General features: G+C 63.7%; 18 protein-coding genes. 6 read left to right on the forward strand and 12 right to left on the reverse strand.

Translation table 11 applies throughout. The annotated features are described in order from the left end of the window. Positions 1–23 precede the first annotated feature (23 nt). The 8 genes from BGP00_RS02265 to BGP00_RS02300 all read right to left on the reverse strand — a co-directional run bounded on the left by BGP00_RS02265 (position 24) and on the right by BGP00_RS02300 (position 10,820). A complete protein-coding gene (locus BGP00_RS02265; RefSeq protein WP_292921692.1) occupies positions 24–1,208 on the reverse strand; it encodes an MFS transporter in 1,185 nt (394 codons plus the stop codon). Continuing rightward, positions 1,205–2,341: an alkene reductase gene (locus BGP00_RS02270; protein ID WP_292921690.1), complete on the reverse strand. Its 1,137-nt coding sequence runs from the start codon at positions 2,339–2,341 to the stop codon at positions 1,205–1,207. Before BGP00_RS02270 ends, BGP00_RS02265 begins: the two co-directional genes overlap by 4 nt. 128 nt (positions 2,342–2,469) lie before the next feature. Then, positions 2,470–3,477, reverse strand: a complete 1,008-nt coding sequence (locus BGP00_RS02275; RefSeq protein ID WP_292925695.1) for a LysR family transcriptional regulator — start codon at positions 3,475–3,477, stop codon at positions 2,470–2,472. An 18-nt stretch (positions 3,478–3,495) separates the two neighbouring features. After that, a complete protein-coding gene (locus tag BGP00_RS02280; protein ID WP_292921686.1) occupies positions 3,496–4,641 on the reverse strand; it encodes a PepSY-associated TM helix domain-containing protein in 1,146 nt (381 codons plus the stop codon). Positions 4,642–4,738: 97 nt separating this feature from the next. Next, positions 4,739–6,958: a TonB-dependent receptor gene (locus BGP00_RS02285; protein WP_292921684.1), complete on the reverse strand. Its 2,220-nt coding sequence runs from the start codon at positions 6,956–6,958 to the stop codon at positions 4,739–4,741. Positions 6,959–7,250: 292 nt separating this feature from the next. Further along, positions 7,251–8,609: a 2-hydroxycarboxylate transporter family protein gene (locus BGP00_RS02290; protein WP_292925696.1), complete on the reverse strand. Its 1,359-nt coding sequence runs from the start codon at positions 8,607–8,609 to the stop codon at positions 7,251–7,253. 145 nt (positions 8,610–8,754) lie between these two features. After that, positions 8,755–10,155 carry a sensor histidine kinase gene (locus BGP00_RS02295; RefSeq protein WP_168601613.1) on the reverse strand — a complete coding sequence of 467 codons (1,401 nt, stop codon included), beginning with the start codon at positions 10,153–10,155 and terminating at the stop codon, positions 8,755–8,757. Continuing rightward, positions 10,152–10,820, reverse strand: coding sequence for a response regulator transcription factor (locus BGP00_RS02300; protein ID WP_168601612.1), 669 nt, complete (start codon positions 10,818–10,820; stop codon positions 10,152–10,154). Before BGP00_RS02300 ends, BGP00_RS02295 begins: the two co-directional genes overlap by 4 nt. A gap of 68 nt (positions 10,821–10,888) precedes the next feature. Between BGP00_RS02300 and BGP00_RS02305 the strand changes: the two genes are divergently transcribed. Then, positions 10,889–12,031 (forward strand): ABC transporter substrate-binding protein, encoded by a 1,143-nt coding sequence (locus BGP00_RS02305; protein ID WP_292921676.1) that lies wholly within the window; start codon positions 10,889–10,891, stop codon positions 12,029–12,031. A gap of 15 nt (positions 12,032–12,046) precedes the next feature. Here the strand turns inward: BGP00_RS02305 and BGP00_RS02310 are convergent, their stop codons facing one another. Continuing rightward, positions 12,047–12,853, reverse strand: a complete 807-nt coding sequence (locus BGP00_RS02310; RefSeq protein WP_292921674.1) for a hypothetical protein — start codon at positions 12,851–12,853, stop codon at positions 12,047–12,049. A gap of 128 nt (positions 12,854–12,981) precedes the next feature. After that, positions 12,982–13,989 carry a TIM barrel protein gene (locus BGP00_RS02315; RefSeq protein ID WP_292921672.1) on the reverse strand — a complete coding sequence of 336 codons (1,008 nt, stop codon included), beginning with the start codon at positions 13,987–13,989 and terminating at the stop codon, positions 12,982–12,984. Positions 13,990–14,268: 279 nt separating this feature from the next. Here BGP00_RS02315 and BGP00_RS02320 point away from each other — a divergent pair, with 279 nt between their 5' ends. Genes BGP00_RS02320 through BGP00_RS02330 form a run of 3 tightly spaced genes read left to right on the forward strand, consistent with a single transcriptional unit; the run spans position 14,269 to position 16,024 of the window. Further along, on the forward strand, positions 14,269–15,123 hold the full coding sequence (locus BGP00_RS02320) for a fumarylacetoacetate hydrolase family protein (RefSeq protein WP_292921670.1): 855 nt from the start codon (positions 14,269–14,271) through the stop codon (positions 15,121–15,123). Positions 15,124–15,128: 5 nt separating this feature from the next. Continuing rightward, entirely contained in the window at positions 15,129–15,863 is a 735-nt protein-coding gene (locus BGP00_RS02325) for an SDR family oxidoreductase (protein WP_292921668.1), read from the forward strand. Beyond that, a complete protein-coding gene (locus BGP00_RS02330) occupies positions 15,860–16,024 on the forward strand; it encodes a hypothetical protein (protein ID WP_292921666.1) in 165 nt (54 codons plus the stop codon). The genes BGP00_RS02325 and BGP00_RS02330 overlap by 4 nt, the downstream gene beginning before the upstream one ends. Before the next feature lie 24 nt (positions 16,025–16,048). Here BGP00_RS02330 and BGP00_RS02335 read toward each other — a convergent pair whose 3' ends face one another. Beyond that, positions 16,049–16,654: a TetR/AcrR family transcriptional regulator gene (locus BGP00_RS02335; protein ID WP_292921664.1), complete on the reverse strand. Its 606-nt coding sequence runs from the start codon at positions 16,652–16,654 to the stop codon at positions 16,049–16,051. Between the two features lie 179 nt (positions 16,655–16,833). Here BGP00_RS02335 and BGP00_RS02340 point away from each other — a divergent pair, with 179 nt between their 5' ends. Together BGP00_RS02340 and BGP00_RS02345 are read left to right on the forward strand one after the other, a co-directional pair. Beyond that, complete coding sequence (locus BGP00_RS02340) at positions 16,834–18,051, forward strand: Gfo/Idh/MocA family oxidoreductase (protein WP_292921662.1); 1,218 nt, start codon at positions 16,834–16,836, stop codon at positions 18,049–18,051. Between the two features lie 33 nt (positions 18,052–18,084). Beyond that, the gene (locus BGP00_RS02345) at positions 18,085–19,068 is read left to right on the forward strand and encodes a DUF1080 domain-containing protein (protein ID WP_292921660.1); all 984 of its coding nucleotides are present in this window, start codon (positions 18,085–18,087) and stop codon (positions 19,066–19,068) included. A 72-nt stretch (positions 19,069–19,140) separates the two neighbouring features. On the opposite strand, the gene BGP00_RS02350 is transcribed toward BGP00_RS02345, so the two are convergent. Next, a complete protein-coding gene (locus tag BGP00_RS02350) occupies positions 19,141–19,302 on the reverse strand; it encodes a hypothetical protein (protein WP_168601604.1) in 162 nt (53 codons plus the stop codon). Positions 19,303–19,381: the final 79 nt, after the last annotated feature.

Below are 19,381 nucleotides of genomic sequence, written 5' to 3' on the forward strand. Positions count from 1 at the left end.
GCCGGGTCTCCCCCCGGCCGCCTTTAGCGGGACAGGCGCGCGCCAGCGGGGGAACGCCTTGAAGCCACCATATGGAGAAGGAAGGCCACGGCGGCCAGGGCGCTGCCCAGCAGACAAACGGCCTGCCACGCCATCATCTGCCATGCGGTGATGGCCAGAGCCGATCCCCCGGCACCGCCCAGAAACATGCCGCCCATGAACAGCGTGTTGAGCCGGGCGCGGGCATCTGGCCGGAGCGCATAGATGATATGTTGGTGGGAAATCAGCGCGCCCTGCACGGCAAGGTCGAGCACGATGCAGCCCAGCGCCAATCCGGCGATGCCAAGGGGTAGGCCGGCGATCGCCAGACCGACGATGGTCAGCAAAGTGCCCGCGACAATGGCCGCGCCCGGCCCGCGCCTGTCGGCCAAATGGCCCGCCAGAGGCGCGGCCAGCACCCCTGCGGCGCCCACGATACCGAACAGCCCCGCCACCGACGGACCATAGCCCATCTGCTGAACCTGCAAGGCCAGCGTGCTCCAAAAGGCGCTGAAGGCGGCAAAAAGCAGCCCCTGGGTGAGCGTTGCGCGACGCAGGACCGGCAGGTCACACCAGAGATGCCACAAGGAGGCAATCAGACCGGGATAGGAGAGGCCCCGGTCCGGCTGGGACACAGGCAATTTGACCCGCGACAGCCCGGCGGCAAACAGGGCCAAAGGCACGCCCAGCCAGAACATGCTGCGCCACCCGGACTGCTGCGCCACAAAACCGGCCAGCGTGCGGCTGAGCAAAATGCCCAGCAGCAGCCCGGCCATCACCTTGCCGATCACCGCGCCGCGCTGGGCGGGCGGGGCCACATGGGCGGCCATCGGCACGATCTGCTGCGCCACCGTGGCAAAGGCCCCCACCAGCAGCGACCCCAGCAACAGGGCCGCCCCCGTCGGGGCGAGGGCCGCAAGGCCCAGCGCCACCGAAAGGACCACGAACTGACCCACGATCAACCGCCTGCGCTCCAGCAGATCGCCAAGCGGCACCAGCAGAAACAGGCCCAGAGCATAGCCAAGCTGGGTAACCGTGGGCACAAAACCGGCGGCGGCCCCCGGCAGGGCGCGCTGGATCAGGCCCAGCATCGGCTGATTATAGTAGATGTTGGCCACGGCCAGACCCGTGGCGGCGGCCATGCTGAAGGTCAGGCCGGGAGGCATGGTCCGGGCGGGCGTGGCGGTCATGACACCACCTCTTGCGCGGCCAGTTCGGCCAAAGGGGGATAATCGGTGTAGCCACGGGCGTCGCCGCCATAAAAGGTTGCCGGGTCGGCCTCGTTGAGCGGGGCATCAGCCAGCAACCGCGCGGGAAGGTCGGGATTAGCAATAAACGAGCGGCCAAAGGCGATCAGATCGCCGCGCCCATCGCAGAGCGCCTTTTCCGCGTTCCACCTTGTATAGCCGCCCGCCAGAATGATCGGGCCGGAAAAGCGGGCGCGGATGTCCCGCATCAGGGCCTGCGCGCGCGGATCGGGCTCGGCGGCAATTTCGCGCCCGTTCACCACCGGTTCCACCAGATGGAGATAGGCCAGATGGCGCTGATCCAGTTCGCCGACCACATGCTGAAACAGCGCCTCGGGATTGGCCTCGTCCATGCCGAAAGCTTTGCCCATGGGCGCCAGACGCACCCCTACCCGCTCGCTGCCGATAGCGGCGGAAACCGCATCGACCACTTCGAGCAGCAGCCTTGCCCGGTTTTCCGGCGAGCCGCCATAGCGGTCGGTGCGCCAGTTGCTCGCGCTGTTGAGGAACTGGTCGAGCAGATAGCCGTTGGCCGCGTGCAGTTCCACGCCATCCAGCCCGGCGGCCATCGCATTGCGGGCGGCCTGAACATAATCGGCGATGATCATCTGAATGCCCGCGATGCTCAATTCCTGCGGTTCGGGCACATCGACGAAAGTACCCTTGCCGTCCGGGCCGGGAATGAAGGCCTTGGCCGGCACCGGCATGATCGTGGGGGCAACAGGGCGCGCCCCGCCCGGCTGAAACACGCCATGCGATATGCGCCCGACGTGCCAAAGCTGCATCACGATGCGCCCGCCCTCCTGATGCACGGCCTCGGCCACCTTGGCCCAGCCTTCGATCTGGGCGGGCGTGTGAATGCCGGGGGTCCAGGCATAGCCCTGGCCCTGCTGGGAAATCTGGGTGCCTTCGGTGATGATCAGCGCAGCCGACGCGCGCTGGCGGTAATAGTCAATGGCCAGCGGCGAAGGCACATTGCCCGGCGCCGCGCGCGAGCGGGTGAGCGGCGCCATGACGATCCGGCTGGGCAGATCGAGCGCGCCAATACGGGTGGGGGTAAAGAGCAGATCGTTCATCAACAGGGCTTTCCGTTGGGACGGGGCCGTTGGGGTCGCGTCCGGGGTTGGTGCCTGTGATGTGCACCTGTTCGCAGACTTTGATAATCAGGCCATTTCGGCGAACATCTTTGCGCAGGATGCAAAGATCAAAGCGCGCGGTCCCAGTAGGGCGGCGCGCCAAAGCGCTCGGCCAGAAAATCGACGAAGGCGCGAACCTTGGGCGATTCCTTGCGATCGGGCAGATAAAGGGCGTGGATGCCGCCATCGGGCAGAGCGGTCGCGCCCGGTCGACTGATATCCGCCTGCCAGTCGGTCAGCACCGGCTGCAACATGCCTTGCGCAATCTCTTCGCCCACCAGCCATGTGGGCAGCATGACCAGCCCGAAACCGGCCAGCGCGGCCTCTTTCAGGGCCTCGGCCTGATTGGCGCGCAGCGGGCCTTTGACCCGGACCTGTTCGGCGCGCTGGCCCTGACTGAACCGCCAGAGCCTTTCGCCATCGGCAAAGGCGAATGTCAGGCAGGCATGGGTGCCGATATCCTGCGGCGCGACGGGAGCGCCATGCTGCGCCAGATAGGCCGGGCTGGCGCAGACGATGCGGCGGTGGGGCGCCAATCGCCGCGCGATCAGGCTGGAGGAATCCAGCGCGCCCAGCCGCACCGCAACGTCGATCCGCTGCTCCACCAGATTGACCAAAGCATCGCTCATCACCAGATCCAGCTCGATCAGCGGATATTCCGCCATGAAGCGCGGCAGAAAGGGCGTGATGTGCATCCGGGCAAAGGAGGCTGGCAGGCTGACCCGCAAACGGCCGCGCGGCGGGCCTTCTCGCTCGCGGATGCGGCTGTTGGCCTCGTCCAGTTCGGCCAGCAGGCGGGTGGCGCGCGGGTAATAGCTCTCCCCTGCCGTGGTCAGCGAGACATTGCGCGTGGAGCGGTTGAGCAGGCTGACCCCGAGAGAGGATTCCAGCGCATCGACGTGGCGGGTGAAGGAGGATGGCGCCTGTCCGGCCCGCCGCGCGGCGGGCGCAAAACCACCCTCCTCCACCACAGCCACGAAGGCGCGCAGGGCTGCAAACATATCCATGGCATCGTCATAGCCGGTGAGCGGAAAAAGCCAAGCGAAGGTGGGGGTTGCGCCAAAGATCGGACGCAAGCCCCCTGCACCTCCCGTTCAGGCCATCCGCTCGGACCGGGCAACAGCGGTTTTGCGGGCCTTCTTGGCCGGGGTCTGCAAATAGGACATCACGCCGGTCACGCCCATGAACACCGCCCCGGCGCAGCCAAGGAACAGGATGATCTGGCCCGGCAATCCGCCCACCAGCCCGTTGTGCAGCGCCAGCATCCAGTAATAGAGCCGATAGGTGAAGGGGGCGCTGTCATAGGGGCGGGTCTTGATGATCGCGCCGTCTGCGGGGTCGGCATAGATCATGCTGCGGGCCTGCGCATGGGGGGCATTGCCGTCGATCACGTAGATTTCCAGCGGCTCACCCGGCTTGTGGGCCACATGGAACAACACTTCGCTGGGCTGATGGGTCTTAGCCATGATCCCGGCCCATGTAGCGTCAATCACCGCATCGCTGGCCGGAATCCATTTCGCCTTGCCCTCGCCCGCCGCCATTTTGGGCGCGGCCGTTTTCGGGGCGCCGGGCAGGCGGACATGCTCCTTGCCGATCATCGCTTTCTGCAAGGGCTCAAAGGCGATCGGAATGCCGGTGATTGCGCTGAGCAGCAGCGGCGCCACCGCCCATGCGCCCACCGTGCGGTGCAGGCCCAGCGTATAGGCCTTGCCCTTGGCGCGGTTGTCGATGGTCAGCGCCTGTTTGAACGTGCGCGGCCCGCGCGGCCACCACAGATAGACGCCCAGCCCCGCCAGCATCAACACGCAGGTCAGCGCGCCGATGCCCATGATGATGCCGCCGATCTCCTTGATCCATGCGCCCTTGTGCAGCCATTCGGTGAAGCCGAAAAAGCCGCCATATCGGCTTTGCTGCGCCACGATCGAGCCGTTGCAGGCGTTGAAATAATAGGTTTCCTTGTCAAAGAAGCGGACCGCCGTGGGCAGGCCGCTGCCCATCTTCACGCGCAGGTAATCCACCTTGGACTGCGGATGGGCCCGCTGGGCGACCTGCGCCATCCGGCTGAGCGCGACCGGGGCTGCGCAATTCTGCCCCGCGCCCATGCCGGGATAGACCATCCCTTCCAACTGGGTGCGAAAAGCAAGCCCCAGCCCGGTAAAGGCGGAAAAGATCAGAATCAGGCCCAGCGTCAAACCGCTCCAGCGGTGCACGGGTATCCATGTGCGTCTTGTCAGTTTCACAGCCAATCCTCCTGAATATTGCGGCGGCCTGCATCATCGGGAACCGGACGGATGGAGCGCGGGCGGCCGGTTCCAAACGCCGCCCGCGCCCCGCTCCTCACAGCCGATAGCTCAGATTGGCCATGATCGTGCGCGGCGTGCCGGGAATGACATTGACCATGCCCGAAACGACATTGCCGCTGGCGTAGTAATATTGGTCGAACAGGTTGTTGACCTTGAGCGTGCCCTGCAGGTGCTCATTGAACGTGTAATAGACGCCCAGATCGACCACCGTATAGGACGGCACGGTAAAGGGCGTGGGCAAGGCGGCCGTGGGCGTATAGGCGATGCGCGCGCCGGTATAGGAATAGCCGATACCCAGCCCCAGATTCTTGAGCGCGCCCGCGCTGAAATCATAGCGTGACCACAGATGCACCGCGTCTTCGGGCGCATTGGGCATGGCGCCGCCAGGGATCGGGCCGCTGGCAGGATCATTGTTCTGTGTCACCCGAGCCAGCGTATGCGCCCAGCCCCCGATCAGCGACCAGCCCGGCAGCGGCCTTGCGGTGAATTCCAGCTCGATGCCGCGCGAACGGGCCGCGCCGATCTGTTGCGAACACGAACCCGTCGAACAGGCCGTCGATGTCGAAGGCACGATGATGTTGGTCTGGTCGATGCGGAACAAGGCCAGTGTGGCCGTCAACAGGCCATGGCCCAGTTCGGTCTTGGCGCCCACTTCATAGCCGGTGCCGCGGGTGGGCTTGAAGTTGAAATTGCCGTTCACGTCCTGCGTCCCGCCCGGCACCGGCGAGAAGGAGGTGCTGTAGCTGGCATAGAACGAGAGATGCTTGGTCGGCTGATAGATCAGACCGGCCTGCGGCAGAACGGCCGAATTGCTGACCTGCGTGTCGCCCGGAACCGGCGGGGCTTGCAGCAGGTTGGCATATTGCGTCTGATTGGCCGTGGCATAACGCAGACCCAGCGTGGTCTTCAACTGGGGCAGCCAGGTGATGAGGTCCGAAATATAGGCCCCCTTGTCCACATTGATGCCATAGCTGCGGCTGCGGTTCTTCGGGCTGAGCGCGCCGGCGCCGAAATAGGACAGCGGCGGGATACCCGAAAAATCGGGGTGCTGGACCGAGATCGTATATTGCGCGCTCGTCGGGTTGCAGGTCGCATCGGCATTGGGCTTGTCGGGCGAATTGATCTGGCAATATTGCAGGCGGGTGAAATCATCCACCTCCTTGCCGATGCTGGCGCCCACGATCAGGCGGTGATTGATCGGCCCGGTATCGCCCTTGATCGTCAGATAGGTGTCGGCAAAGGCATAGCTGCGGTAATTGTGCTGGCCGCGCGCCCGCAGGTCCAGCGTCGAGAAGGTGGTGTCCTTCTTGTTATAACCGCTGATGTCAAAGGCGCTGGCCGTGTCGATGTGGTCCACATTGCGCAGCGCCACGGTCCATTTCACCGCCCGGCCGAAATCATGGGTAAAGGTGAGCGATTCGGTCAGCCCTTCCTCGCGCAGATTGTCGGTGGGCGAGCTGTAATTGGTGTTATACGGCGCCAGCCAGCCCACACTGGTCCCGCCCGCCAGCGAGGGGGCCAGCAGATAGACATTGGCATAGCTGGTCTTGACCTTGCGATATTCGACCTGAAGCATCAGCGATGAGGAAGCGCCGATATGCCATGTCAGGCTGGGCGCCAGATAGAGGCCGCGCTCATACTGGCGGTCGCGGAAATAATTGTCGGTGCTGCCCTGCGCCACAAAGCGATAGAGCAAGGCGCCATCGCCGGTCAGCGCGCCGGTGCTGTCAAGCGCCAGATCGCCGCCCTGCACCCGCGAGGCCCGCGAGGAACCGCCCACCGTGCCGCGCGCCGAAATTTCGGTGGAGGCGATGGCCGAGGGCTTCTTGGTGATCATGTTGACAAAGCCGCCCGGCTGCACCGAGCCATAGAGCAGCGAGGCCGCACCCTTGACCACCTCGACATGTTCGGTGCCCACCGTGGGCGGCGAGCCAAAACGCACCGACAGGCCGGGCAGGCCGTCGACCATCACCGTGTTGCGGTCATTGGCCGTGGTGGAAAATCCGCGCAGGGTGATGTCATAGCCGGTCGAACCCGCCTTTTGCAGACCGGTCATATAGCGATAGAGATCAGCGACCTGCGTGGTCTGAACGGCCTTCATGAAATCGCCGGTGTAGGCCGAGACCGAAAAAGGCGTTTCCAGCGTCGAGACATTCTGCTTGGTCGCGCTGGCCGCGCCGCTGGCGATGAAACGACCGGTGACGATGATTTCCGGGGCGGTCGGCTTGCCGCTGTCGGGCGCGGTCTGAGCCATGGCCGCAGACGGCATGAGAAATGCTGTCACGGGCAACAGGGATGCGCCCAGGAGCAAGCCGCGAAGTGCTGATTTCATAATTCCCCTCCATAAATTTTTGCTTGTTTTTATAGGAACCGACTCTTTTGAGCGCACCCCGCCTGCGCTGCCCCGGTCGGTTTCATTCCCGGCATGACTTTTGTTTCAAACAGCTTTTTCAGTCATTTGCCGGACTATGGGCAAAGTATATGCATTTTTGCTGACATGGTCCTGTCAATCAGGGCGCTGCATAAAATATCTTTAACTGCGCTCATCAAACATGCCACCACACAAACAGCGCAAGCGCCACGGTCACCGTCAGCGCGCCGCCAATTCTGGTGGCCACCTGGGCAAAGGGCATCAGCACCATTCGGTCGCAGGCCGAAAGGATCGCCACATCGCCCGTACCGCCCTGACTGGCGCGACAGGCGGTGATGATCCCGGCCTCGACGGGAAACAGGCCGACCATGCGCCCGGTGAAAAATCCGGTCGCCGTCAGCGTCACGACCGTGACGACAATGGTGGTGATCGTGGGCAGGTTGAAGGCGCTGACCAGTTTGTCCCAGGGCGTTTTGGCAACGCCAATGGCAAACAGCAGCGGATAGGTGACGATCTGGGCAAAGAACTGGTAATTGCGATAGGCGGCGGCCTCCATCATGGGCGTGGCCAAACGCAGCAGCTTGATCAGCACCGCCAGGCCAAGCATCGTGACCGGGCCGGGAAAGCGCGTGACATCCTGAATCAGCTCGCCCACCAGATAGAGCGTCATTGCCAGCACCAGCGCCCCGCCGATCCCCTGCAAATCGGCCACCGGAAGCGGCTTGCCCGCCTCGCCCATATCATGCGCGCCCGGTTGCAGAATGCCGCGCCCCGTCAGATGGGGCCGACGCTTGCCGATCAGGTTCAGTCCGCCCGCCAGCACGATCGCCGTCAGGCTGCCAAACATCACGGCGGGCAGGATTTCAGCCAGATATTCGCCCTGCGGATGGCTGGAAAAGGCCGAATAGCCGATGGACAGCGGGATCGCGCCCTCGCCCACGCCGCCCGCCAGCACCGGGAAAACCACCATGAACATCGTATGCCGCAGGCCCAGCCCCAGCATCATGCCGGTCATCGTGCCCACCGCAAAAGCGGCCAGCGATCCGGCCAGAATAGGCGCGAGAATCTTGAGAAAACCCCGGATCAGCATCACCCGATCCATGCCCAGAATACTGCCCACAATGATCGAGCCGATGAAGAGATAGAGAAAGTTGCTCTGATCGGTGAAGGTGGTGATCGCGCCGGTCAGGGAAGCGGGCAAAACCCCCAGACGCACCAGCAGCGAGGGCACGAAAGTGGCCAGAATGGCCGCCGCCCCGACACGGCGCAGCAGCGGCAGGCGCCTGCCGATTTCGGCGCAGGCAAAACCCCCCGCCGCCAAGACCGGGATCATCATGGTAATGTCGGTGGGCACCTTGCCCAAGGCAACAAAGGCCGCCACGCAGCCCAGCAGCATCAAGCCGACCGGAACCGGGACGATGCCGATCCGCCAATCCATGGCCCGCCACCACAATTCGCGCAGGCTCCCCCCCTGCGCCGCCTTTTCATCAGGCAGGCTGGGTGGCTCCAGAACTTGCGGCATGGCGTTGGTCATTCAATCTCTCCACACAGGCGTGATGGAAAGGCGCAGAAGCGTTCGGGAAACGGGGGGAACACAAATGCGCCATTCGCCACAAGCGGCCCTTGGACGGACCGGCTATCTTGCGGCCACCCTAGCGCAAATTGCTGACATCACCCTGTCAAGCGGGTGGAAAGCCGATTCTGGCGCGCAAGCCCACGCCGCCCCGGCCCGAATCCAGCGCGATTCGAGCATCCAGCACGGCCGAAAGCCGGGCCGCAATCGGCAGACCCAGCCCGCTGCCCGGCTTGTCGGCGTCGCGGTCCAGACGGGCGAAACGGGTAAAGACCTTGGCCCGGTCGGCCTCGGGAATGCCCGGCCCCTGATCCTCGATCGAGACCCAGACCAACTCGTGATCGGGCTCGACCGAAACGGTGATGGCGCCGCGCGGGCGGTTGTAACGTATGGCATTGTCGATCAGATTGGCCAGCAATTCACCCGCCAGAACGGGATTGGTCATGACCTGCGGATCGCCATCGGCGCCGAGAAAATCGAGATCCATATCGGCATTCACCGCGCGCGGGGCCAGTTGCGCAAAAATATCGGCCACCAGCCGGTTGATGCCTACCGCCTCGCGGGCGATGGGGACCGATTGGGCATTGTCCGCGCGCGCCAGCGCCAGCAATTGCACCAGCAGCCGTTCGAGCCGCTCGCCCGCATCGGCAATATCCTCGATCGAGCGGCGCGTATCGGGCGCGTTGGCATCGCCATCGCGCAGCAGTGCGATATGCGTGCGCAAAATGGACAGCGGCGTGCGCATCTGATGCGAGGCATCGGCGGTAAAGCGGCGCATGTTCTGAAACGATGCGTCCAGCCTTTCGAGCATCCGGTTGAAGGCGCGCCCCAGATCGCGCATTTCCTGCGGCAGATCACTGACCGGCAAAGGGGTCATGTCCAGCGTCGCGCGATTGTCCATCTCGCGCCCCAGCGCCACAATGGGCTTCATCCCCCAGCGCACCACCATGGGCAACAGCACCGCCGCGCAGCCAACCAGAATGACTTCGAGCATGACAAGCCCGCGCTGCAGACGCTGCGTAACATGTTCGCGGGCGCCCAGCGTTTCGGCCACCACCACCACCACCGGATCGGCAATATGGGGCAGACGGTGGCCCTCTGCGATGATGCGCACCGGCATGCCGCGATAGACGCCCTGACCAAAAACCACCTGCTTGTCCGGCACGCCATGGGGCGCAATCTCGGGCAGGCCGGTATAGCCGGTGACGACCTCCGCGCCGCGCCGGACGCTGTAATAGACATTGTCGCGGGCATTGTCCTCCAGCATCCCGAAAATGGCGGGCGAGAGGTCCAGCGTGATCTGGCCGTTTTCCACGCCCAGAGATTCGGCAATGGCATGGGCCGCCGCGCTCAGGATACGGTCATTGACCGTTTCGACCGCCGCCTTGATGACCCATGTTCCCCCCACCGCCAGCAACAGCGCCAGCACCGCCATGGGCGCCACAATCCCGCCCAGAAACCGCCGGGTCAGCGACTTTTCGGCATGATGCAGGCCCAAACGGATCATCGCGCCACAAGCATGTAGCCCAACCCGCGAATAGTGCGGATTTCCGGACCATCGGGTTCAAATTTGCGGCGCAGGCGCCCCACATAGACCTCGACCGCATTGGTGGCGACCGGTTCGTCATAGCCGAACACCTCGGCGGTCAGCCGGTCCTTGGACACGACCTTGCCGACATGGGCGACCAGCCGTTCGAGCACCGCCCATTCGCGCCGACGCAGCGGAATATCGGTTTCGCCCAGCATGACACGGGTGCTGGTGTGATCCACCGTCAGCGCGCCGATCCGGACCACCGAACTGGCCACGCCTTGACTGCGGCGCAGCAGGGCGCGGATGCGCGCGGTCAATTCGCTGGGGTCGAAGGGTTTGAGCAGATAGTCATCCGCGCCCAGATCCAGCCCCTTTACCCGGTCCTCAATCGCATCGCGCGCGCTCAGGATCAGCACGGGGGTGCGGTTGCCCTCGCGCCGCAACTGCTCCAGCACGGCCAGTCCCGACATATCGGGCAAACCCAGATCCAGCGTGATCAGCGTATATGGCTCATCGCGCGCGCAAAGCAGCGCCGTTTCGCCATCGCGCGCCACATCCACCGCATAGCCGATGCTGCGCAGCGTGGCGCCAAGGCCGCGGCTCAGGGCTTCATCATCCTCAACCAGCAGAATGCGCGTCATTATGTTCTCCCTTCATTGACGCTGGCCCCTTCTATGCCCCAAGAAAGGCGCCAGACCAAAGAACAATCATGGGCCAGAGGACCATCGACATGAACGGGCGGGGCGCGCCACGACATCCATCGGCACCATGCAGGGTGTGGATCTGTGCGCTTGCGGCTTTGGCGCTGGTGGGCGGATGTTCGCCGCGCTCGGCCGAGCCTGTTCCTCCCGGCTATCCCGACAGCTATGGCGCGATTGTGGCCGCCGCCGAAAAGGAAGGCGGGGTAGTTGTCTGGTCCTCGGTCGATCATGACAAGGCGGCGCGGCTGCTGGCAGATTTCCGCTCGATGTATCCGCTTGTGCGGCTGACCTACAAGGAACTGCCGGCGCAGGAGCTTGACCGCCAATTCCACGCCGCCGCCGACCATCATCAGCAAAGCGCCGACATCCTCTGGTCCTCGGCCATGGATCTCCAGATCAAGCTGGTCAATGACGGCTATTCGGCGCGCTACACTTCGCCCGAAAAGCCTGCCGTGCCCGATTGGGCAAACTGGAAGGATGAGGCATGGGGCATCACCGCCGAACCCATCGTCATGATCTACAACCGCCGCCTGCTGCCCGATGCGCAGGCGCCGCGCAATCATGCCCAGTTGACCGAAATGCTGGAGGCCAAACCGGCCCGGCTCGACGGCCGCATCGCCAGCTATGACGTCACCCGCTCGGCGGTCGGCTATCTCTATTTCACACAGGACCGTCAGGCATCGCCCGCCGTCTGGCAATTGATACGCGCCATGGGTGCCAATCACCTGCGCGGCTTTGCGACGGCCGAGGAAATCCTGCGCGATGTGGCCGCAGGCCATGCGCTGGTGGGCTATAATATCATCGGCTCCTATGCGCTGGAAGAATCGCTGCATCATCCCGACATCGGGGTCATTCTGCCCTCGGATTACACGCTGATCATGTCGCGCATCGTGATGATCCCCAAGGCAGCGGCCCATCCCAATGGCGCGCGGCTGTTTCTGGACTATCTGCTCAGCCCGCGCGGCCAGCAGCAGATCAAGGCCATGGGCATGGCGCCGGTGCGCGCCGATGTGGCGCCGCCTGCCGGGCTGGACACGGCAGGGCGCCCCACTCTGGCCATTGAAGTGGGGCCGCCGCTGCTGGCGGGGCAGGACCGGCTGACGCATGATTTGCTTATCAAACGCTGGCAAAGGACGCTGGCGGGGCCTTGATCAACGGTGCCTTGATCAACGGTGGGCGTGGTGGAAAAGGCGGTCGATCGGCACACCTACGATGGCCTTGACGATCAGATGGTCGGGGTTGGTGCCAAATCCCTCGCCAACGCCCAGATTGAGATCCCATTCACCCAATTGCACATCGAGCGCGCCCATCACGGTCTGGTCGCTCTGGCCCATCTGGAATGGCTGGCGGAATGTGCCGATGCCATTGTATCCTTCCACCCCGAGCGAGACTTTGGAAGTGAGGGAATAGGCGATCTTGGTCGCGATCTCGACCGTGGCGGGCGAGGGTTGCGGGCCGGAAACCACAAAATCGACATTCACATTGCCCGCCAGCAGCCAGCGCCCGCGCCGTGTTCCGATCATGCCCTTCAACTCGGCATTCCATGGGTTGACGTCATAGACCCGCCCGACACGCCCCAGTTCGAAATTGACGCCATACCAGACGTCGGGATTGCCCGACGGATGGGCGATATATTTCAGGCGGGCTTTGACCCCATCGACGCTGACATGGCCATCGCGGTCAACCGAACCGAGCGGCAGGTAGAGGCCCGCCTCCAGATTATCGGAAATGCCATAGGAGAATTCGGGCGTGACGCGCAACCGGTGCAGGCTGTCCTGCGCCAGCGGGTCGTCCATCCGCGTGCTTCTGCCGCTGAAAACATAATTGTTGTGCACATCCAGACCGAAAGAGCCGGGCGCGCCCATATCGTCGATATAGACCTGAATTTCCTCGTCGGCGGCGCGCGCCGTCATCGGCATGGCGGCCAACAGCGACAGCCCGGCCATGATGATGGCCTTCCCTGGATTTTTCAAACTGGCTCTCCCGAATATCCGTTCGGCCCTTCTACACGATATTCGCTTTCACCAATCTGTCATGGGATGGGCAAGTGGATGCCCGCCACACGCGGGCGCGATGTTTTCGTGCCAAGCGCCTGTGCGCTTCAGGCGACGTCGCAGAGCTGCTGAATATAGGACAGCGCATCGGCGGTGGGGGCTCGCGTGGGCTTCAGCTCGAGCCCGATCAGCCCCTTGTAGCCCAACGCCTTCAACAAGGCGAGCTGGGCGGGCCAATCGATGGTTCCCGAGCCCGGCTCGCCACGGCCCGGCACATCGCCGATCTGAACATGGTCCGTAAGATGCATGACGCGCGGCATCACTTCGGCCGGATCTTCACCCTCCACAACGGAATGGTAGAGATCGTAGATCAGCCTGACATGCGGCGAGGAGAGCATCTCCACCACACAGACGCTGTCCTGCGTCGTTGAACACAGCACGCCGGGATGGTCATGGCGCGTATTGGCCGATTCCAGATAGATCGTGACGCCCAGTTCCTCGGCAATCGGGAGCAGCCGCGTCAAGGCATCGGCAAAGATGCGAAGCTGCACCGGCCGCGTCAGCCAGGGAACCGCCCGCCCGGATGTCACCACCACATTGGAGCAGCCCAGAAAAAGCGCGTCCTGAGCCGCCTTGCGAAAGATGGCGCAAAAGTCCTCATGCGTTTGCGGATCAACCAGTTGGGTCGCATAATCCGCGACTGTGCTGACAAGCTGTACCGCATTGCGGTCCAGCGCCTCGCGGATGGCGGGAAGATCACGGCCCTTCAACAGGAACAATTCAACATAACGGAACCCGGCAGCGGCGGCCGCATCAATTCTCTGTTCAATACTCTCACCGGCATCTTGAAAGGCATACTCAAGATTGACTGAAATTTCGTAGGCCATATCCCCACCAATTCTCCAAACAGATCCGGGCAGCCGCAGGAATTCGACGGAATGACCGTGCGAGATGAGGGGCTGGCCAATCGGGCAACGCCAATCAAGGCAGCCATCCGGAACGTACCGGCGCCGTACATGTAAACGATGTTTAGTTTCCAGGCCGCAGCCCGTCAAGGTGGATTTCGCAGCACCCATGCAGGGGAAAAATCGCTTGCCTGCGCGCCGGGCGATCACTTAAACATCGTTTAGTTCAAAGAAAGCGGCCAGCGCCGCATGGGGAGAGACTATGAATCCGGCCTACCGCTTCTTCGCCGAGCCGCCCCTGTGTCCGAAAGGGCCTCACACGGATCGCAGCCGGATCTCACCCATGCCGGGGCGCAGATCCCTCACCCTTTGAAAGCCCGGCAAACTGGCCGATGCCTGCCCCCGACTATCTGCGGTCTACGCCACGAACCTGCAGGTCATCGTGAGCAGGCAAAACCATCGCCACACACATGACATTCGGAGAAGTTTATGAAACTGGTGCGTTTTGGGGCGGTAGGCGCGGAAAAGCCGGGCCTGATTGATGCGCAGGGAAACCTGCGCGACCTGTCGGGCCATCTGGCCGACATCACGCCGGACTGGCTTGGCACCGACCGACTGGCCGCATTGCGGACGATCGACACAGGCACTCTTCCCCTTGTCGAAGGCCCTGTGCGCATGGGCGCGCCGTTTACCGGCACACGGCAATTCATCGCCATCGGCCTCAACTATTCCGACCATGCCGAGGAGGCAGGCATGGCCATCCCGCCCGAACCGATCATGTTCACCAAGGGCGTCTCCTGCATCCAGGGGCCCAACGATGATGTCCGCCGCCCGCGCGGGTCGGACAAGATGGACTGGGAAGTCGAACTGGGCATCGTGATCGGCGCCCGCACCGCCTATGTCGACAAGGACAAGGCGCTGGAACACGTCGCGGGCTATGTGGTGTGCGACGACCTGTCCGAACGCAGCTTTCAGCTTGAGCGCGCAGGCACATGGGACAAGGGCAAGGGCTGCGACACCTTTGGCCCCGTGGGCCCCTGGCTGGTCACGCGGGACGAGGTGGGTGATGTCCAAAACCTTGCCATGTGGCTCGATGTGAATGGTCAGCGCATGCAGACCGGCAACACCCGCACCATGATCTTCGATTGCGCCACCATCGTCAGCTATGTCAGCCAGTTCATGGTCCTGCTGCCCGGCGACATCATCACCACCGGTACGCCGCCGGGCGTGGGCATGGGCATGAAGCCGCCGGTGTTCCTGAAGGAAGGCGATGTGGTGGAATTGGGCATCGAGAAACTGGGCAGCCAGCGCCACACCGTGCGCGCATGGAATGACGGGATCTGATGGCCATGGAGGGGCGACTGAGGGGCAAGACCTGTCTGGTCACCGGCGGCGCGCAGGGCATCGGCCGCGCCATTGTCGAGCGCTTTGCCGTCGAGGGCGCCCGCGTGATCGCCGCAGACCTGCGTTTCGACAGAGCTCCGCCAGCCGGGCCGCGGATTGAAACGCTGGTGCTGGACGTTACGGACGAAGCCGCCGTGGCCGGGGCGGCGGCCGCGCTGGGCGATGTGGGCGTGCTGGTCAATTGCGTGGGACTGGTGGCCCATGGCACCATTCTGGATGGCGCGATGGAAGATTTCGACCGCAGCATGAGCGTCAATGTGCGTTCGATGGCGTTGATGATCCGCGCTTTCCTGCCCGCGATGCTGGCGAGCGGCGATGGCTCGATCGTCAATGTCGCCTCGGTTGTCTCCAGCGTGATGGCGGCGCCCAACCGCTTCGCCTATGGCACCAGCAAGGCGGCGGTGATCGGGCTGACCATGTCGGTGGCGCGCGACTTCATCGACCGGGGCATCCGCTGCAATGCGGTCAGCCCCGGCACGGTCGAAACCCCTTCCCTGCGCCAGCGCTTCGCGGCCACGGGCGATGCCGAGGCCGCAAGGGCCGCCTTCATCGCGCGGCAACCGATGGGGCGCATGGGGCAGGCCGAAGAGATCGCCGCCACCGCGGTGCTGCTGGCCAGTGACGAAGCACGCTTCATGACCGGCAGCAATCTGGTGATCGATGGTGGGATGAGCCTGTGACACAGCCTGTTTCAGGGCCTGAAACAGGCCCCCTTGCCATCCTGACCGGGGGCAGCACCGGCATCGGGCCATATCCGGTGGGCGCGCGCTTCGCCGCCGGACAGACGCTGTGGGTCGATGGCGGGGTCTTCACCCGTGCCGCATGGCCCTATGCCCAGTGAGGGCAGCCACGTAACGCAACAGGCTCAATCGCCGATTGTGCTGCGCGCGGCGCGTTCGAGCACCCAATCGGAAATGTCATCAATGGTGGCCTTGCCATTCTCGAACGGCCTGATGATGCCCTTGTTGATCATCGATACCAGGCCATAGATGGAAGTCCACAAGGTGATGTTGCGCAGATCGGCTTCCTTATCGCTGATATCGGGCAGGAATTGCCGGATAACGGCCACCCCTCTGGCGTGGCTGATTTCCTGATAGTGATGCAATGCGGGATCGATTTGCGGCCGCGTCAGCTCGCTTTCATACATCAGCTCGATCAGATGGGGATTTGCCAGCGCGAAGCAGACAAAATGGGAGGCCCCCGCCTTGATGGTTTCGGTGGGGGAAAGCACCTCGTTTTCTTCCCCGGCGGGGGCCTGCAGCAGCCTCTCGAAACCGTCGATGGCCACGGCCAGCAGGATCGCGCGCCGGTCTGCGAAATGATGATAGGAGGCGCCGGGCGACACCCCCACCAGTTGCGCCAGCGTGCGCATGGAAAGGTCATGATGGCCGTGCTTCTGCACGAAATCCCGCCCCGCCTCAAACAGATCGCGTTTGAGGTTTTCACGGTGATAGGGCTTCTTTTCCGTCATGACGCTTTCCATGCCAAAAGATGCCTCCCCCTAGCACCAAAACGGAGCGGGGCCAGCCAGATTTGACGGCCCGCCGCAATGGCCGGTGCAGCCCGCAGACACAGGCCCGGCAACTTCGCCGTTGACAGCGCGTCCGCATAATCTAAACAACGTTTAATTAGAAAATTCGGGAGACAGACATGGCTATTGATCCGGTCCGCATCGGCGTGATCGGCGCGGGCGATATCAGCCAGGTGTATCTTGGCGCCATCACGCGCTCATCCGCCTTCACACTGCACAGGATCGCCACGCGCAGCCGCGACAAGGCCCAAGCCATTGCCGCGCCCTATGGCGCAACCGGGTCAAGCGTGGCGGAACTGCTGGCCGACGATACCATCGAAATGGTCGTGAACCTGACGCCCGGCCGCGCGCATGAAGAGATCAACCGCGCGGCCATCGAGGCGGGTAAACACGTCTATTCCGAAAAGCCCTTCGCCCTCTCGCGCAAAATGGCCGAGACGCTGGCCGAACGGGCCGAGGCGCGCGGCGTGCTGATCGGATCGGCGCCCGACACATTTTACGGCAGCGCGCATCAGGCCGCCCGCCATGCGCTGGATGGCGGGGCGATTGGCCGCCCGGTGTTCGGCACATCGCTGCTGGGCCTGCCGGGGCTGGAGCATTTCCACCCCAACCCCGCCGCCTTCTATCAACCCGGCGGTGAGCCGCCCTTCGATGTCGGCCCCTACTATATCACGATGTGGCTGCATCTGCTGGGTCCGGTGCGCCGTGTGTTTGCCGCATCGGGCAGCGGACAGGCGCAGCGCACCATCCGGCGCGGGCCGTTGCAGGGAACCTCCTTTGCCGTCGAGGTCGACACCACCTTCAACGCCACGCTGGAATTCGAAACCGGCTTCGTCAATCTGACCATGTCGCTCGATGTGGTGGCGCCGATCCAGCGGCCGGGCGAACTCTATGGCGCGCAGGGCATCCTGTCGCTGGCCGACCCGATCTTTTTCAGCGGCGATCCATCGCTGCTGCGCCCCGGCGAAGGGCGCACCGCCCTGTCCGGCCATGATCTGCCCTTTTCCCAGCCCAACCGTCTGAACCACGCAGGGCAACCCGTGGCCGATTATCGCGGCGTGGGCCTGACGGATTTGGCCCTTGCGCTGCGCCATGGCCGCCAACACCGCACCGCGCCCGACTTCATCGTCCACGCGGTAGAAGTGATGGAAGCCATCGCGCAATCGGCCCGCAGCGGCCAATCCATCGCCATGCAGACCGGGTGCCGTCGCCCGGACCTGATTGACCCGGTGGCCGATGCCGAACTCATCGCGCTGACGCCATCGCCTTTCGATCCGGCCGATGCCCGGCCGCATACCGAGCCACCTCTGACGCCGATCGACGCCACAGCCTCGTAATCGCCCCTCCCTTCGCACAATCGGAGATATTCCATGCTTCTTCGCAAAACGCTGCTGGCCTGCGCCCTCCTCGCCTCCCCTCTTGCCGCCGCCGATGCCCGGCAAGGCCCACCCGACGGCTCCACCCCCGAAGAGAAGGCCGCGATTGCCGCTGATCCGGCCTATCGGCCCCTCCACCTGACGCTGACCAACCTGCCCAAGGCCGGTAAGGCCGTTCCCTTGTTCAACGGGCGCGATCTGTCGGGCTGGGACAGTTGGCTGGGCTATACCGTGCCCGCCACGACCTATGGCACGCCCAGCAGCGAGCCCATCGGCCTCAACCATGATACCTATGGCATCTTCAAGGTCGTGAAGGAGGATGGCGCCCCGGCGATCTATTCCAGCGGCAAGCTGTTCGGCGGCCTGATCACCAAGCAGCCCTATCGCAATTACCATCTGCACCTTCAGTTCAAATGGGGCCCTGGCCATTGGATGCCCATGCCGCGCAACAATGGCGTGGTTTATCATTCGCATGGCAACTATGGCGCGTTCTTCGGCACATGGATGTCCGGCGTGGAATTCGAGATCGTGCCCCATTCGGTGGGCATGTTGCTGACGGTGGGCGATGCCAAGGGCACGCATTCCTTCACCACGGTGGACTGGCGCGTGGGGGCCAAGGTGGAGGTGGCCCATGATCCCGCCATTATCTATCCCGGCCGCCGCTATATGCCGGGGGGCAGGCTGGCGCCGGTACAGTTCCCCGCCTACAATGTGGATGCGGGCACCGATGCCGAAAAGCCGCTGGGCGAATGGAACACGCTCGACCTCTATGTTTACGGCGACAAGTCGATCCATGTGGTCAATGGGGTGCCGGTGATGGCCGCTTCCGAGCTGACCGACAAGGATGAAAAGACCGGCAAGGTGATCCCGCTGACGGCCGGGCGCATCCAGTTGCAATCGGAAGGCGCGGAAACCTATTTCCGCAACATCACCCTCCAGCCCATCGACCATCTGCCGACCATTACCCGCAAGCCTTGATGACATCCGCCGGGGCGGAGCGGTTAGCGCTCCGCCTCACAGGAGACTCCGCCTCACGGGAGATCGGGCCGATCAGTGGCCATAGGAAGGCAGAGGTTCGGGCGTGACGTGAATGTCGCGGGCCGAGGGCGGCCCATCACTGTCCGGCCGCCCGCGCCTGCCGACCAGATAGGCAAGACCGGCCAGACCCAGAGCGGCCAGACCATAGGTTCGCATCGAGATAGGGGTTTTCACCTTGTCCGTCACGGCATTGACCTCTCATAGTTCGGCCTGGTTTTCGCCAACCGGAATGTCGGCGCGGGGCCGCCTTCGC

The sequence above is a fragment of the Novosphingobium sp. 63-713 genome (assembly GCF_001898925.1).
Classification (GTDB): domain Bacteria; phylum Pseudomonadota; class Alphaproteobacteria; order Sphingomonadales; family Sphingomonadaceae; genus Novosphingobium.